Annotated in this window: 12 protein-coding genes; all 12 read left to right on the plus strand. The window is 67.1% G+C overall.

Annotated features, from left to right (window positions below; translation table 11 throughout):
- Window positions 1-81: 81 nt before the first annotated feature.
- The 12 genes from ilvB (at window position 82) to MU856_RS09285 (ending at window position 14,487) form a co-directional block, all read left to right on the plus strand.
- On the plus strand, window positions 82-1,836 hold the full coding sequence (gene ilvB, locus MU856_RS09230) for a biosynthetic-type acetolactate synthase large subunit (RefSeq protein WP_058813435.1): 1,755 nt from the start codon (window positions 82-84) through the stop codon (window positions 1,834-1,836).
- 163 nt (window positions 1,837-1,999) lie between these two features.
- Window positions 2,000-2,515 carry an acetolactate synthase small subunit gene (gene ilvN / locus MU856_RS09235; RefSeq protein ID WP_062902701.1) on the plus strand — a complete coding sequence of 172 codons (516 nt, stop codon included), beginning with the start codon at window positions 2,000-2,002 and terminating at the stop codon, window positions 2,513-2,515.
- A gap of 92 nt (window positions 2,516-2,607) precedes the next feature.
- Complete coding sequence (gene ilvC, locus MU856_RS09240; RefSeq protein WP_263588944.1) at window positions 2,608-3,642, plus strand: ketol-acid reductoisomerase; 1,035 nt, start codon at window positions 2,608-2,610, stop codon at window positions 3,640-3,642.
- Between the two features lie 146 nt (window positions 3,643-3,788).
- Window positions 3,789-4,931 carry an 8-amino-7-oxononanoate synthase gene (locus MU856_RS09245; RefSeq protein ID WP_263588945.1) on the plus strand — a complete coding sequence of 381 codons (1,143 nt, stop codon included), beginning with the start codon at window positions 3,789-3,791 and terminating at the stop codon, window positions 4,929-4,931.
- Window positions 4,928-5,536, plus strand: a complete 609-nt coding sequence (gene bioD / locus MU856_RS09250; protein ID WP_263588946.1) for a dethiobiotin synthase — start codon at window positions 4,928-4,930, stop codon at window positions 5,534-5,536. The genes MU856_RS09245 and bioD overlap by 4 nt, the downstream gene beginning before the upstream one ends.
- Window positions 5,537-5,654: 118 nt before the next feature.
- Window positions 5,655-6,899: an adenosylmethionine--8-amino-7-oxononanoate transaminase gene (locus MU856_RS09255; RefSeq protein ID WP_263588947.1), complete on the plus strand. Its 1,245-nt coding sequence runs from the start codon at window positions 5,655-5,657 to the stop codon at window positions 6,897-6,899.
- A 67-nt stretch (window positions 6,900-6,966) separates the two neighbouring features.
- The gene (locus MU856_RS09260; RefSeq protein WP_062902705.1) at window positions 6,967-7,383 is read left to right on the plus strand and encodes a hypothetical protein; all 417 of its coding nucleotides are present in this window, start codon (window positions 6,967-6,969) and stop codon (window positions 7,381-7,383) included.
- Window positions 7,384-7,528: 145 nt separating this feature from the next.
- Entirely contained in the window at window positions 7,529-10,975 is a 3,447-nt protein-coding gene (locus tag MU856_RS09265) for a CHAT domain-containing protein (RefSeq protein WP_263588948.1), read from the plus strand.
- A 92-nt stretch (window positions 10,976-11,067) separates the two neighbouring features.
- A complete protein-coding gene (locus MU856_RS09270) occupies window positions 11,068-11,709 on the plus strand; it encodes a YceI family protein (RefSeq protein ID WP_263588949.1) in 642 nt (213 codons plus the stop codon).
- Window positions 11,710-11,790: 81 nt separating this feature from the next.
- On the plus strand, window positions 11,791-12,192 hold the full coding sequence (locus MU856_RS09275) for a hypothetical protein (RefSeq protein WP_062902708.1): 402 nt from the start codon (window positions 11,791-11,793) through the stop codon (window positions 12,190-12,192).
- A gap of 271 nt (window positions 12,193-12,463) precedes the next feature.
- A complete protein-coding gene (gene leuA, locus MU856_RS09280) occupies window positions 12,464-14,122 on the plus strand; it encodes a 2-isopropylmalate synthase (protein ID WP_263588976.1) in 1,659 nt (552 codons plus the stop codon).
- A gap of 146 nt (window positions 14,123-14,268) precedes the next feature.
- A complete protein-coding gene (locus MU856_RS09285) occupies window positions 14,269-14,487 on the plus strand; it encodes a hypothetical protein (protein ID WP_062902710.1) in 219 nt (72 codons plus the stop codon).
- Window positions 14,488-14,591: the final 104 nt, after the last annotated feature.

The following is a 14,591-nucleotide window of genomic DNA, read 5'->3' on the forward strand; positions in this document are numbered from 1 at the left end:
GCCCGCTGCCTGCTGCGGCGCAACAAGGCCGCGGACAGGCTGCGCCCAGCATCGGGCCGCACGAAGGAAGGAGCGCATGTCGTGAAGGAAATGAGTGGTGCCGACATGGTGGTTCAGGCGCTGGTCGACCTCGGGGTCGATACGGTGTTCGGCTATCCGGGCGGCGCGGTACTTCCGATCTACGACGCCCTCTTCAATCATCCCTCGATCAAGCATGTCCTCGTTCGCCACGAACAGGCCGCGACCCACGCGGCAGAGGGCTATGCGCGCTCGACCGGCAAGCCCGGGGTCGTGCTCGTCACCTCGGGGCCCGGCGCGACCAACGCCGTCACCGGCATCACCGACGCGCTGCTCGATTCGATCCCGATGGTCGTGCTGACGGGTCAGGTGCCGACGACGCTGATCGGCACCGACGCCTTTCAGGAATGCGACACGGTCGGCATCACGCGCCACTGCACCAAGCATAATTATCTGGTCATGGACCCCGACCGGCTGGGCGCCGTGATTCACGAGGCTTTCTACATCGCGACGCACGGCCGCCCCGGCCCCGTCGTCATCGACATTCCGAAAAATGTTCAGGTCGCGACGGGCAGCTATAGCGTGCCCGAAAAGATCGAGCATCAAAGCTATCGTCCGCAGGTCGAACCCGATGCCGGCGCCATCGCGCAGGCGATCGACATGATCGCCGCGGCCGAACGCCCGATCTTCTATACCGGCGGCGGCGTCATCAACGCCGGCCCCGACGCCAGCGCGGCGCTGCGCCAGCTCGTCAGCCTGACCGGCGCTCCGATCACCTCGACCCTGATGGGGCTGGGCGCCTTCCCGTCGGACGATCCGAAATGGCTCGGCATGCTCGGCATGCACGGCACCTATGAATCGAACATGGCGATGAACCGCGCCGACCTCATCATAGCGGTCGGCGCGCGCTTCGACGACCGCGTCACCGGCCGCCTCGACGCCTTCGCGCCCGAGGCGAAGAAGATCCACATCGACATCGACCGCAGCTCGATCAACAAGATCGTCCCGGTTGACATCGCGGTCGTCGGCGATGCCGGCCGCGCGCTCGACGCGCTGATCGCGGCCTGGGCCGACAAGGGCCACAAGGCGCGCGACCTTGGCGAATGGTGGCGCCGCATCGACGGCTGGCGCGCGACGCGCTGCCTCGACTTCCCCGAAAAAAAGGACGCGGGCGCCGAAATCATGCCGCAGCGTGCGGTCAAGGCGCTCTTCGACGCGACCCGCGGCCGCGATCCCATCATCACGACCGAGGTCGGCCAGCATCAGATGTGGGCGGCGCAGCATTTCGGCTTTGCCGCGCCCAACCGCTGGCTCACCTCTGGCGGGCTCGGCACGATGGGCTACGGCTTTCCCGCCGCCGTCGGCGCACAGATCGCGCACCCGAACCGCCTCGTCGTCTGCATCGCGGGCGAAGCCTCGCTGCAGATGAACATCCAGGAAATGGGCACGGTCAGCCAGTACCGCCTGCCGGTGAAGATCTTCATCCTCAACAATGAATGGATGGGGATGGTCCGCCAGTGGCAGGAACTGACCTACGAAAGCCGCTATTCGAACAGCTATTCGGACAGCCTGCCCGATTTCGTGAAACTGGCCGCCGCCTATGGCTGGACCGGCCTCAGGATCGACACGCTAGGCGAGCTTGAGGACGGCATCCGGCAGATGATCGAGACGCCGGGTCCGGTGATCGTCGACTGCCGCGTCGCCAAGCTCGCCAACTGCTTCCCGATGATCCCGTCGGGCGCGGCGCACACCGACATGATCCTCCAGCCGAGCGACGTCACCGGGACGATGGACGACGAAGCGAAAGCGCTGGTGTGATGATGGCAGACGCTCTTCATCCCCTCCCGCCTGCGGGAGGGGCAGCAAGGCTTGCGAACTTGTTCGCTCGCCGCAGCGGGGTGGGCACCGCAACGCCGCCTGCTCGATGCGCTCGCACCCACCCCTCGATCCCCTCCCGCAAGCGGGAGGGGAAGGAATAACGATGAAAATCACCACCGAAACGGGCGAGCGCCACGTGCTCGCCGTCACCGTCGATAACGAGGCGGGCATCCTCGCCAAGATCACCGGGCTCTTCTCGGCGCGCGGATATAATATCGAAAGCCTGACCGTCGCCGACATCAGCGCCGATCATGCGCTGTCGCGGATCACCATCGTCACCTCGGGTCCGCCCGCGGTGATCGACCAGATCATCGCGCAGCTCGACCGGCTGGTGCCGGTGCATCAGGTCACCGACCTCACCGATCAGGGCGCGCATGTCGAACGCGAGATCGCGCTGGTGAAGGTCGCCGGCACCGGCGAAAAGCGCATCGAGGCGCTGCGCCTTGCCGACGTCTTCCGCGCCAAGGTCGTCGACACGACGCTGACGAGCTTCATTTTCGAAATCACCGGCAACAGCGACAAGGTCGACCGTTTCATCGCGCTGATGCGCGAATGCGGTCTGGTCGAGGTCGGCCGCACCGGCATCGTCGCCATCGCCCGCGGGCCGGAGGCGCTCTAGTTTCACTTTCGCGTTCCCCCGCGAAGGCGGGGGTCCAGTCAACGTCAAATGGGTCCCCGCCTTCGCGGGGACACACTATGGGGAAGAAGAAAATGCAGGTTTACTACGATCGCGACGCCGACCAGGATCTGATCAAGAACAAGAAGGTCGCCATCCTGGGCTATGGCAGCCAGGGCCACGCCCATGCGCAGAACCTGCGCGACAGCGGCGTCAAGGATGTCGCGATCGCGCTGCGCCCCGGCTCGGCAACCGCGAAGAAGGCCGAAGGCGCCGGCTTCCGCGTCCTGTCGAACAAGGAAGCCGCCGCCTGGGCCGACGTCATCATGATCGCGGCGCCCGACGAGCATCAGGCAAGGATTTATTACGACGATCTCGCCGACAATCTGAAGCCCGGTGCCGCGCTCGCCTTTGCGCACGGCCTCAACATCCATTTCGGCCTCATCGAGGCGCGCCCCGACATCGACGTCTTCATGGTCGCGCCCAAGGGCCCCGGCCACACGGTGCGCAGCGAATATCAGAAGGGCGGCGGCGTTCCCTGCCTGATCGCGGTTGCGCAGGAAGCATCGGGCAACAGCGGTAACGGCCACGCCAAGGCGCTCGCCCTCAGCTACGCCTCCGCCGTCGGCGGCGGCCGCAGCGGCATCATCGAAACGACCTTCAAGGAAGAGTGTGAAACCGATCTTTTCGGCGAACAGGCGGTGCTGTGCGGCGGCATCACCCACCTCATCCAGGCGGGTTTCGAAACGCTCGTCGAGGCGGGCTACGCCCCCGAAATGGCCTATTTCGAATGCCTCCACGAAACCAAGCTGATCGTCGATCTCCTCTATGAAGGCGGCATCGCGAATATGCGCTATTCGATCTCGAACACCGCCGAATATGGCGACATCAAGACGGGTCCGCGCATCATCACCGACGAGACCAAGGCCGAAATGAAGCGCGTCCTTGCCGACATCACCTCGGGCCGCTTCGTCAAGGATTTCGTCCTCGACAACCAGGCCGGCCAGCCCGAACTCAAGGCCAGCCGCAAGGCCGCCGCAGCGCATCCGATCGAACAGACCGGCGCCCAACTGCGCGCGATGATGCCGTGGATCGCCAACAACAAGCTGGTCGACAAGGCGGTCAACTGATTGGCGACGGGGGAAAGCGTTCCCTCTCTTTCCGCTCGTGCTGAGCCTGTCGAAGCACCGTTCGTCCTTCTTCCATCGTCGAAGAATAGAACCGCCCTTCGACAGGCTCGGGGCGAGCGGATTTTCCTGTTGTGAGATTATCATCCTTGCCCCCACGGCCTGATCCCTTTCACGCCCACCGTGCCGACCTCGAAGCCCTCGCCGCCGCCGACCGCCGCCGCGCGCTCGCGCCGCGCGCCGGGATCGATTTCGCCTCGAACGACTATCTCGCGCTCGCGGGTTCCTACGCGCTCGCCGAAGCATTGGCGCAGGGCGCCGCGCGCGGCATTCCGGCTGGCTCGGGCGGCTCACGGCTGCTGCGCGGCAACCATGCCGAGCATGAAGCGCTCGAGGCGCATGCGGCGCGCCACTATGGCACCGAGGCGGCGCTCTTCTTCCCCACCGGCTTCGCCGCCAACGCCGCGCTGTTCGCGACGCTGCCGCAGCGCGGCGACCTGATCGTCCACGACGCGCTGATCCATGCGAGCGCGCACGACGGGATGAAACTCGGCCGCGCCGAGCGCACGGAGGCTGCGCACAACGACCCGCAAGCCTTTGAAGACGCGATCCTCCGCTGGCGCGCGGGCGGCGGTACCGGCACGCCATGGATCGCGGTCGAAAGCCTCTATTCGATGGACGGGGACAGGGCCCCGCTCGCCGATCTCGCCGTCCTCGCCGACCGCCACGACGCGGTGCTGATCGTAGACGAAGCGCATGCGACGGGCGTCTATGGCCCGGCAGGACAGGGGCTTGCCCACGCGCTCGCGCCGCGGGCCAATCTGATCACGCTCCACACCTGCGGCAAGGCGCTGGGCTGCGAGGGCGCGTTGCTCTGCGGCCCCGCGATCGTGCGCGACTTCCTCGTCAACCGCGGCCGTCCCTTCATCTTCTCGACCGCGCCCTCGCCGCTCATGGCATGGCTCGTCCGCCAGGCGCTCGAAATCGTCGCCGAACAGCCCGAGCGCGCGGCGCGGCTCTCGGGGCTCGTCCGCCACGCCGAAAAGCGGCTCGCGGCGCTCGGCATCGCGCCGAGCGGCAGCCAGATCATCCCCGTCGTCATCGGCGACAACGCCCGCACGATGCGGATCGCCGCCATGCTGCAGGCCGAGGGTTTCGACATCCGTGGCATCCGCCCGCCGACGGTACCGCAGGGCACGGCGCGGCTGCGCATCGCGATCACCCTCAACGTCTCGACCCGCGACATCGACGCGATGGTCGATGCGCTGTCGGCGGCGATGGCGGCGGCATGACCCGCTTCGTCGTCACCGGCACCGATACCGGCATCGGCAAGACTGTCTTTTCGGCCGCGCTCGCGGGCGCGCTCGGCCTGCCCTACTGGAAGCCGATCCAGTCGGGGCTCGAAGAGGAGACCGACAGCGAAGCCGTCGCGCGCCTCGCCGGCGTTCGCGTCCATCCCGAAGCCTGGCGCCTCGTCACCCCCGCCTCGCCGCACCTTGCCGCCGAAATCGACGGCGTGACCATCGACGCCGACGCGCTCGCCCCGCCGCCCGGCAACCTGTTGATCGAAGGCGCGGGCGGCGCGCTCGTCCCCGTCACCCGCACGATGCTCTACGCCGACCTGTTCGCGCGCTGGCAGATTCCGGTGATCGTCTGCGCGCGCACCGCGCTCGGCACGATCAACCACAGCCTGCTCACGATCGAGGCGCTGAAGGCCCGCCACGTCCCCATCCACGGGATCGCCTTTGTCGGCGAGGCGGCCCCCGACAGCGAAGCGATCATCGCGGCACTATCGGGCGCAAAGCGTCTCGGCCGCCTCCCCCACCTTGACCCGCTGACCCCCGAGGCGCTCGCGGCGGCTTTCGCGGCCAATTTCAACATCGCGGATTTCTCCTGACTCCAATTCCCGTTCGCCCCCGAGCTTGTCTAAGGGCCGTCCTTGTCTTTATCGGGCATCCGACGAAAATGCGGTGTTTCGACAAGCGCAGCGCAAACGCAAAAGAGAGAAACCGCCAATGTCCCCCGTCTGGCACCCCTTCACTCAGCACGGCCTCGGCGAGCCGATCCCGCTGATCGACCGCGCCCGCGGCGCGCGCCTTTACGACGCCGAGGGCAATAGCTGGATTGACGCGATCTCAAGCTGGTGGGTGACGACGCACGGCCATGCGCACCCGCAAATCATGGCCGCGATCCGGGCCCAGACCGAAAGGCTCGACCAGCTCATTTTCGCGGGCTGGACACACGAACCCGCCGAGAGCCTCGCCGCCGAACTGATCCGCATCACCCCCGACCCGCTCACCCGCGTCTTCTTTTCGGACTCGGGTTCGACCAGCGTCGAGGTCGCGCTCAAGATGGCGCTCGGCTACTGGTTCAACATCGGCGAGGCGCGCAGCCGCATTCTCGTCCTCGACCACAGCTATCATGGCGACACGATCGGCACGATGTCGGTCGGGGAGCGCGGCGTCTACAACCGCGCGTGGCAACCTTTGCTGTTCGACGTCGACGCCATCCCCTTCCCCCATGAAGGCATGGAGCAGGCCACGCTCGACGCGCTCGAAGCCGCCTGCCTGCAAAAGCCCGCCGCCTTCATCGTCGAGCCGCTGATTCTCGGCGCCGGCGGCATGCTGATCTATCCCGCGTGGGTGCTCGCCGAAATGCGCAGCATTTGTGCGGCGCACGGCGTTCTCTTCATTGCCGATGAAGTGATGACCGGCTGGGGCCGCACCGGCACGCGCTTCGCCTGCGACCAGGCGGGGGTGATCCCCGATATCGTCTGCCTGTCGAAAGGCCTCACCGGCGGCGCGATGCCGCTCGCGGTGACGCTGTGCAGCGAAGCGATATTCGCGGCGCATTATTCGCCCGACCGCGCAAAGACCTTCTATCATTCGTCGAGCTACACCGCGAACCCCATCGCCTGCGCCGCCGCCAACGCCAATCTCGCCATCTGGCGCAACGAACCGGTGCAGCAGCGGATCGACGCGCTCGCCGATGCGCAGGCCGCGCATCTCGCGATGCTGGCGGCCGATCCGCGCATCACCAACACGCGCCACCTTGGCACCATCGCCGCGCTCGATCTCGTGGTTCCCGATGCGGGCTATCTTTCGGCGCTCGCTCCCCGCCTCACCGCCTTCTACCGCGATCGGGGCGTGCTGCTGCGCCCGCTTGGGAACAGCGTCTACGTCATGCCGCCCTATTGCACCGGCGCTGACGAACTCGCTGAAATATGGGCCGCCATCGCCGCGTCGCTCGATATCGCCTGAGCCCGGTTCGGCTTGCGTTCATCTTCGCGTGCCTATTGCGGATACGGGGATGGTCAGAGGGAACGCCATGTCGATTTCAACCGCCGCCCCGTCGCTGCTGCTCGCCGCTGCCATGCTGCTGGCCCCGCTACCCGCCGCCGCGCAGGACGAAAGCCTCGCGCAGCACAGCGAACCGCCCGAACGCATCTCCTTTCTCGTCACCTATGGCGACGACCATTGTCCGGTCGCCGAGGGTGAGGACATCGTCGTCTGCGCCCAGCGCCCTGAATCGGACCGCTACCGCGTGCCGAAGGAGTTGCGCGGCAAGGACGAGGACACGTCGGTCGGCGGCAGCGCCTGGGGCGCGCGGGTCGAGGATTATGACAATGTCGCCCGCCTGACGCGTCCCGACAGTTGCTCGGTGATCGGCTCTTACGGCTTCACCGGCTGCACCGCCGCGATGCTGCGCCAATGGTTTGCGGAGCGCCGCGCCGCGGGGCAATAACCCTCGCTTCCCGCCAAAGCCGCCCAAGCTCCCCAAAGCCCTCTACGCCCGATTTGCGCCGCGTCGCAATTTTGCCTAACCCTTTGGCTTCCGGCTTCGCCGCCTTGCCGGCGCGGCCGTTCGCGGGGGGCGGGATATGCGGCGGATGCGGACGATGCTGGCGGGGATATGGGCGGTGTTCTGGCTCGTCGCCGCGCTACCGGCCGCGGCGCAGATCGTCCCCGACCTGTCACCGGCGACCGCCGAGAAGGTTGCCGAGAATGACCGCAAGGAACTGGCGGCCGATCTTACCGACCGCGCCGCCATCTCCGAACGCACGCTCAAGCTGATCGCCGCCGACCGCGGCGAGAAGAGCGCTCCCTATCTCGCCAAGCTGCTCGTCCACGCGAATAATCTCAGCTGGGCGCACCGGGCACCCGAATCGCGGCAGGCGCTCGTACGCGCCGTCGAAATCGCCACCGCGCTGTACGGGGCGGGCACCTATGCGACCGCCGATGTCGAACGCCAATATGCGATCGCACTGCGCGTCAACGGCTACCGCGAAGAGGCGATCGAGCCCTTCTCCCACTATGTCCACGCGCTGACCGAGGAAGCCTATGGCTGCGGCCGCCGGGTCCCCGGCATGGTGATGGGCTGCGCGCGCGACGATACCGATCTTGGCGATACCCTGCTCGAATATGGACAGATGCTCAACGACGTCGGGCGCGGCGGCGAAGCCGTCGCCGCTTTCGATGCCGTCATCGCGCGCTTCGAACCGCGCTGGGCGGGGTGCGAGGGCCCGGCATGGGGCACGCGCTGCGACCGCGCGCGCGACAAGCGCGCCGACATGCTGTCGAGCTACGCTGCGCTGCTCGCCCTCGTCGGCCGCGCCGACGACGCCGGGGCGCTGCGCAAACGGCTGTTCGACGACAGCCTCGCCGCGATCGATGCCTGCACCGGCGACGATTGCGAAGGCCCCGATTTCCGCCTCGTCCGCCGCTATTACGACTATCGCGCCGCGCTTGCGGGCGCGAACCACCCCGACGACGCGCTTGCCCTCGACGAACGCATCCTCGCAATCCTGGTCGCCAGCCCGCATTATACGAAGGGCAAGGCGGGCAGCGGCGAATATTTCGACAAGGATATGGTCAATGATGTGACTGGCATCGCCGAAGCCTATGCCAAGGCGGCGGTCGCGGCGGGCAAGGCCGACCGCGCCCGCGACCAGCTCGCCCGCTATGGTTTCGGTGCGCTCGTCGGCACCCAGCTCGCCGGGATCGATTTCGACGCCGAGCAAAAGGCGATCGAGGCGGAGAGACGCACCCTGTCGAGCTATGGCGACGAGATCGAACGCATCGCCAACAGCCGCCGCAAGGTGGCGCTGTTCGCCGGCCATTACGGCAAGGACAGCGACGAATATGCCAAGGCGCTGCGCGACCTTGCCTGGGATCTCGACGATCTGCCCGTCAATGATACCGAAGCCGAAGCCGTCTACCGCGAGGCGCTGGCCGTCGAACGCAAGGCGTTTGGCGCCGGTGATTTCCGTACCCTTCATGCGCTCGACAATTTGACCACCTTCCTCAAGAAGCGCGATCGCAGCGCCGCCGCGATCGCAGTGCTGGCCGATGTGCTGGGCGATCCCGCCAATGACCATCTCGCCCTCTATCTCGACCCCGACCGGCGCTCGGCGCGGCGCGGCAGCTTCGGCGATCCCGACGACACGCTCAACGCGCTCAAGGCCGATCTTTCCGAACTGCTGCTGCGCAACCGCGGCGATCCGGCGCTGGCGCTCGCCGCGGCGCGCCATGCCGCGCTCGGCATGACCAGTTTCCGCGATGCGCTCGGCTTCGACCGCTTCGACGAAATGAAGCTCGACTGGGTGACCGCCGATCCCTGGGCATGGCTCGGCGAACGCCGCTACGCCGATTATTTCCTGCTCTACGCCGACGCCCTGTGGGCGAAGGGCGTACATGACGGCGCTGCCGCCGAACAGGCTTTCACCGCGTTGCAGGATGCGATGGCGGGAACGACCAGCCGGGCCGTCGCGCGCGCCGCCGCCGAACGCGCCGCGGCGCGCGCTTCGGTCTCGCCGCTCGTCGAGGAACGACGCCGGATCGATGCAGAGATCGCGGCGCTCAACACGAAGCTCGAAACGCTCCCCGACGACCCCGCCGAACGCCAGCGTCAGTTCTCGACGCTGCAATCCGAAATCGCGCGCAAGGACGATCGCCGCGCGCAGGTCGATGCCGCGATTGCCGCGGCGACACCCGACTATTTCGCGCTGATCCGGCCGCGTCCGCTCGCCATCGCAGAGGCGCAGGCGCTGCTCGCGCCCGACGAAGCCTTCGTCATGCTCGTGCCGTCCGAATGTGGCACCCATGTCCTGCTCGTCACCCATGACGCGCTGCGCTGGAATCGCGCCGACATGCCCGCGGCAGAGGTCAACGCGCATGTGCGCCGCCTGCTGTGGGACGTCGGCGCCAGTATCGACGTCACCGCCGAAGAGGATGCAAAATGGTCGGCCGAAGGCGAAGGCGATTTTCCCTTCGATCGCGGCACCGCCTGGCTGCTCTACGACCGGCTGCTCGCGCCCTTCGCCGCCGATCTTGCGGGCAAGCGCCATCTCTTCACCGCCGCGACCGGGTCGCTTTCCTCGCTGCCGCTCGGCATCCTCGTCACCGAAAAGCCGACCGGCGCCGATGGCGATCCTGCGGTGCTGCGCGCGACGAAATGGCTCGCCGACGGCCCCGCGCTGCTTCAGCTTCCTTCGCTCCAGTCGCTGCAATTGCTGCGCGCGGTCGCGGCGCGCGACGAGGGCCAGGCGGGCACGCGCATGGTCGGCTTCGGCGATCCGGTGCTCGAGGGTCAGGCGGCCGCACGCGGCATTGCCGGCGCCCGCGCGCGCGGCACGCGCAGCAGCGGACTCCCCGTCACCGCCGGGCTGCAACCCGCGATCGGCGATGCGCAGCCGCTCGCCGATCCCGCGGCGCTGCGCCGCCTTGCCCGGCTGCCGGGGACCGAGGCCGAATTGAAGGCGATGCAGGCGCTGCTCGGCGCCGACGCCGCGCGCCTCTATCTCGCCGGCACCGCTACCGAAACGAATCTCAAGCGCAGCGATCTCGAACATCTCTCGGTGCTTTTTCTCGCGACCCACGGGCTGATCGCGGGCGAGGTAAAGGGGCTCGCCGAACCCGGCCTGGTCTTCACCCCGCCCGCCACCGCGACCCCGCTCGACGACGGGCTGCTTACCGCGTCTGAAGTCGCGGGGCTGCACCTCGGCGCGCGCTGGGTCGTGCTGTCGGCGTGCAACACCGCCTCGGGCGACGGCAGCGAAGGGGCGCCGGGGCTGTCGGGGCTGGCGCGCGCCTTCTTCTTCGCGGGCGCCGAAAGCCTGCTCGCCTCGCACTGGCCGGTGCGCGACGACGTCGCCTCGGTACTCACCGTGCGATTGTTCGAACTGATGCAGAAGAACCCCGGCCTCTCGCGCGCCGAGGCGTTACAGCACGCGATGCGCGATATCCGCAACGATCCGCGCGCCGACGACTTCCTCAAAAGCTGGTCGCACCCCAGCGCTTGGGCGCCCTTCTCGCTGATCGGCGACGGGATCGACTGAGCGGACGAAACGCTGCGTTTCCGGGCGACGCGATTGACGGCGACGCGCGCCCTCGCCTAGCATCGCGTCTCCCCAACAGGAGGCTCCCGCTCATGCGCCGTATCGCATCGCTCACCACGCTTTTCGCTCTTGCCGTCGTTGCCGTTCCCGTCGTCGTCGCCCAGGCGCCCGGCGCCCCCGGCGCGCCCGACAAGAGCCGCGTTACCGCCGGCACCTACGCCGCCGATCCTGCGCACACGATGGTCGTGTGGCGCGTCGATCACCTCGGCTTCAGCAACTATACCGGCATCTTCGGCGACGTGACCGGCACCCTCGTGCTCGATCCCGCCAACCCTGCCGCCGCAAAGGTCGACGTCGTCATCCCGGTGTCGAAGGTCACCACCGCCAGCGCCGGCTTGACCGCGCATCTGCTGCGCGCGGGCAAGGACGGCGGCAAGCCCGACTTCTTCGGTCCCGCCCCCGCCGACGCCCGCTTCGTTTCGACTGCGGTCGTCCTCGACGACGACGGGACAGAGGCAAAGGTCACGGGCAACCTCACCCTCAATGGCGTTACCCGCCCCGTCACCCTCGACGTCGAATTTCACGGCGCCGGCATGGGGATGAGCAAGAAGGATACCGTCGGCTTCGAAGCCGAAACAACGATCAAGCGCAGCGATTTCGGCGTCCTCTACGGCATCCCCTTCGTCAGCGACGAGGTGAAGTTCGACATCCACGCCGCCTTCGAAAAACAGTGACGCATCAATCTGTCACACAGCGCCGCTAGCCAGGGGGCGGGGTCCGGTTGGGGCCCCGCCCTTTTCGCAGGAGTCGGCACGATGAGCGAACTGGTTCGCGAAATAGTCGAGGTGGCCGCCATGGTCGGCGGCGATGCGGACGATCCGCTGCTGATTGTCGAGGCCGACGGCCTCGCCCCCACCGCCGGATGGACGCATGTCCGGCTCGAACCCCATGTCTACATCACCCCGCCCGACGACGGGGTGCAGGATTTCGACCTTGTCGGCGATCGCCCGGCGGGCAGCGCCGCCGATGCGCTCGCCCCGGTTGAGGCGGGCTGGGAAGGCCCGCTTGCCGACTGGCTGATCGGCGTGCGCATCCACGCCGCTGACAATATGGTCGAGGAGGAAGTCTTCGAATTCGGCGATGATTTCGATGACGATGACGACGACGACGCGCGCGATCCCGCCGAAGGCCACGTCCGCGACAACGAAGACGCCTGAGGGGGCAACGCCCTCTCCCGCCGTTAACCCCACCCTGCGCCGGGCCGCCGCCCATCCTCTCGGATGGCGGTCCGGCGACATTTTCGCACGTTGCCCTTGCCAAGCGCGACATAATGCATCATGGGGGCGCCATGCGCGGCAACGCTCTTCTTCTTCTGCGACTTACACGCCCTTGGGCGTGACACTGGCTGCGCGTTAGTCGCGGCCACCCGCTCAAGGGTCCGATCGACACAGCCAGCCAACCCCAGCAGAAGAATTTCACTCCATGACCATGCTCCGCGACCCTTCGGTCAAATACCGCCCCTTTCCCCAGATTCCGCTGACCGATCGCCAGTGGCCCTCGCGCACGATCACGCGCGCGCCGATCTGGCTGTCGACCGATCTGCGCGACGGCAACCAGTCGCTGATCGATCCGATGGATGCCGAGAAAAAGACGCGCTTCTTCGACCTGCTCGTGCGCTGCGGGCTGAAGGAGATAGAGGTCGGCTTCCCCGCCTCGGGCGCGACCGATTTCGACTATATCCAGAACCTCGTCCGCTCGGGCCGCGTCCCCGATGACGTCACGCCGCAGGTGCTGACGCAGAGCCGCGCCGACCTCATTCGCACCAGCTTCGACAGCCTCGCGGGCGCGAAAACCGCGATCGTCCACGTTTACAACGCCGTCGCGCCCGCGTGGCGCAAGATCGTCTTTGGCATGGACAAGGCCGATATCAAGGCGATCGCCGTCGAAGGCGCGAAGCAGCTGCGCGACAATGCCGCGCGCCTGCCCGGCACCGACTGGCGCTTCGAATATAGCCCCGAATGCTTCTCGACGACCGAGATCGATTTCTCGATCGAGGTCTGCGCCGCGGTGATGGACATTCTCCAGCCCAGCGCCGACAAGCCGATCATCCTCAACCTGCCCGCGACGGTCGAGGCGGCGACCCCCAATATCTACGCCGACCAGATCGAATATTTCGGCAAGCATCTGCCGAACCGCGACGCCGCGCTGATCAGCCTGCACACGCACAACGACCGCGGCACCGGCGTCGCCGCGGCCGAGCTCGGCCTGCTCGCCGGCGCCGACCGCGTCGAAGGCTGCCTGTTCGGCAATGGCGAGCGCACCGGCAACACCTGCCTCGTCACCATCGCGCTCAACATGTACACGCAGGGCGTCGATCCCGAGCTGGATTTCTCGGACATCGATCAGGTCATCCAGACGGTCGAATATTGCAACAATATCCCCGTCCACCCGCGCCATCCCTATGGCGGCGATCTGGTCTACACCGCCTTTTCGGGCAGCCATCAGGACGCGATCAAGAAGGGTTTTGCCGCACGCGAACGCCAGAATGACGAAGCGTGGGAGGTGCCCTATCTGCCCATCGACCCCGCCGATCTGGGCCGCAGCTACGAAGCGGTGATCCGCGTCAACAGCCAGTCGGGCAAGGGCGGCGTCGCCTGGGTGCTTGAACAGGACAAGGGACTGAAGCTGCCCAAGAAGATGCAGGCGAGCTTCAGCCACGTCGTCCAGGCGCTCGCCGACGAAACGAGCCGCGAACTCGCCGCCGACGATATCTGGCAGGCGTTCGAACGCACCTATCTCGCCACCGAAGGCAAGCGCTTCCAGCTCGTCGACTGGTCGGAGACCCATTCGGGCGCCGACCGCATCTTCGCCGGCAAGCTAACCATCGACGGCACCGAACGCAGCGTCAGCGGCCGCGGCAACGGCCTGATGAGCAGCGTTATCGCTGCGCTCGCCGAATCCGGCGGCCCGCTGATGGACATCGTCGATTACAGCGAACACGCGATCGGCCAAGGCAGCAATGTGCAGGCCGCAGCCTATGTCGAATGCCGTACCGCCGACGGGAAAAGCCTGTTCGGCTGCGGCCTCGATACCGACGTCGCGACGGCGAGCGTGCGGGCGATACTTAGCGCGGCGAATGGGGCTTAAAGAAGTCATCCATCACTCGCCTCCTCGCAATCTCCCATTGGAAAACTCAGCTCCAGCGGGCGAAGGTCGGCATGTCGCCGTCCGCCGTCTATCAGTTGAAACAGCGGCCCTAAGGGGCGACGTTTCGCATCGGCTGCGCGGCGGCGGTGCTGATTGCGCGGACGCGGCTCGCCGACGAGTTTCTCGACTGCGCGATCCGGGGGCATGACGAGCCGGTGGAGATGCTGCGCGAAGAGGGGCGCAGTTTTGCCAAGCGCCGCCGCACCGACGCGCGGCTCGACCGCATGGTCGAAACGCGGGCGCGCGCGAACGATCGCGCGGTCGGTCCGCCCCCCGCCGCCGGGCGCGCGGCGCACGCCACGTAAAACGGCGCCGCGCGGCTGAATAATGGCGAATATTGTGGCGATCGTGGAAAATAGAATGGCGCGTCTTGCTTATATTCCGCCGGCTCGGGATGACTTAAAATCGG

This window comes from Sphingopyxis sp. GC21 (genome assembly GCF_025727575.1).
GTDB classification, from domain to species: Bacteria; Pseudomonadota; Alphaproteobacteria; order Sphingomonadales; family Sphingomonadaceae; genus Sphingopyxis; species Sphingopyxis terrae_A.

Bases quoted from the DNA above. Each gene is read 5' to 3' on its own strand.
- MU856_RS09265 (WP_263588948.1), top strand. From the start codon at position 7,529: ATGCGGACGATGCTGGCGGGGATATGGGCGGTGTTCTGGCTCGTCGCC.
- MU856_RS09260 (WP_062902705.1), top strand. From the start codon at position 6,967: ATGTCGATTTCAACCGCCGCCCCGTCGCTGCTGCTCGCCGCTGCCATG.
- leuA (WP_263588976.1), top strand. From the start codon at position 12,464: ATGCTCCGCGACCCTTCGGTCAAATACCGCCCCTTTCCCCAGATTCCG.
- ilvN (WP_062902701.1), top strand. From the start codon at position 2,000: ATGAAAATCACCACCGAAACGGGCGAGCGCCACGTGCTCGCCGTCACC.
- ilvC (WP_263588944.1), top strand. From the start codon at position 2,608: ATGCAGGTTTACTACGATCGCGACGCCGACCAGGATCTGATCAAGAAC.
- MU856_RS09255 (WP_263588947.1), top strand. From the start codon at position 5,655: ATGTCCCCCGTCTGGCACCCCTTCACTCAGCACGGCCTCGGCGAGCCG.
- MU856_RS09275 (WP_062902708.1), top strand. From the start codon at position 11,791: ATGAGCGAACTGGTTCGCGAAATAGTCGAGGTGGCCGCCATGGTCGGC.
- MU856_RS09270 (WP_263588949.1), top strand. From the start codon at position 11,068: ATGCGCCGTATCGCATCGCTCACCACGCTTTTCGCTCTTGCCGTCGTT.
- bioD (WP_263588946.1), top strand. From the start codon at position 4,928: ATGACCCGCTTCGTCGTCACCGGCACCGATACCGGCATCGGCAAGACT.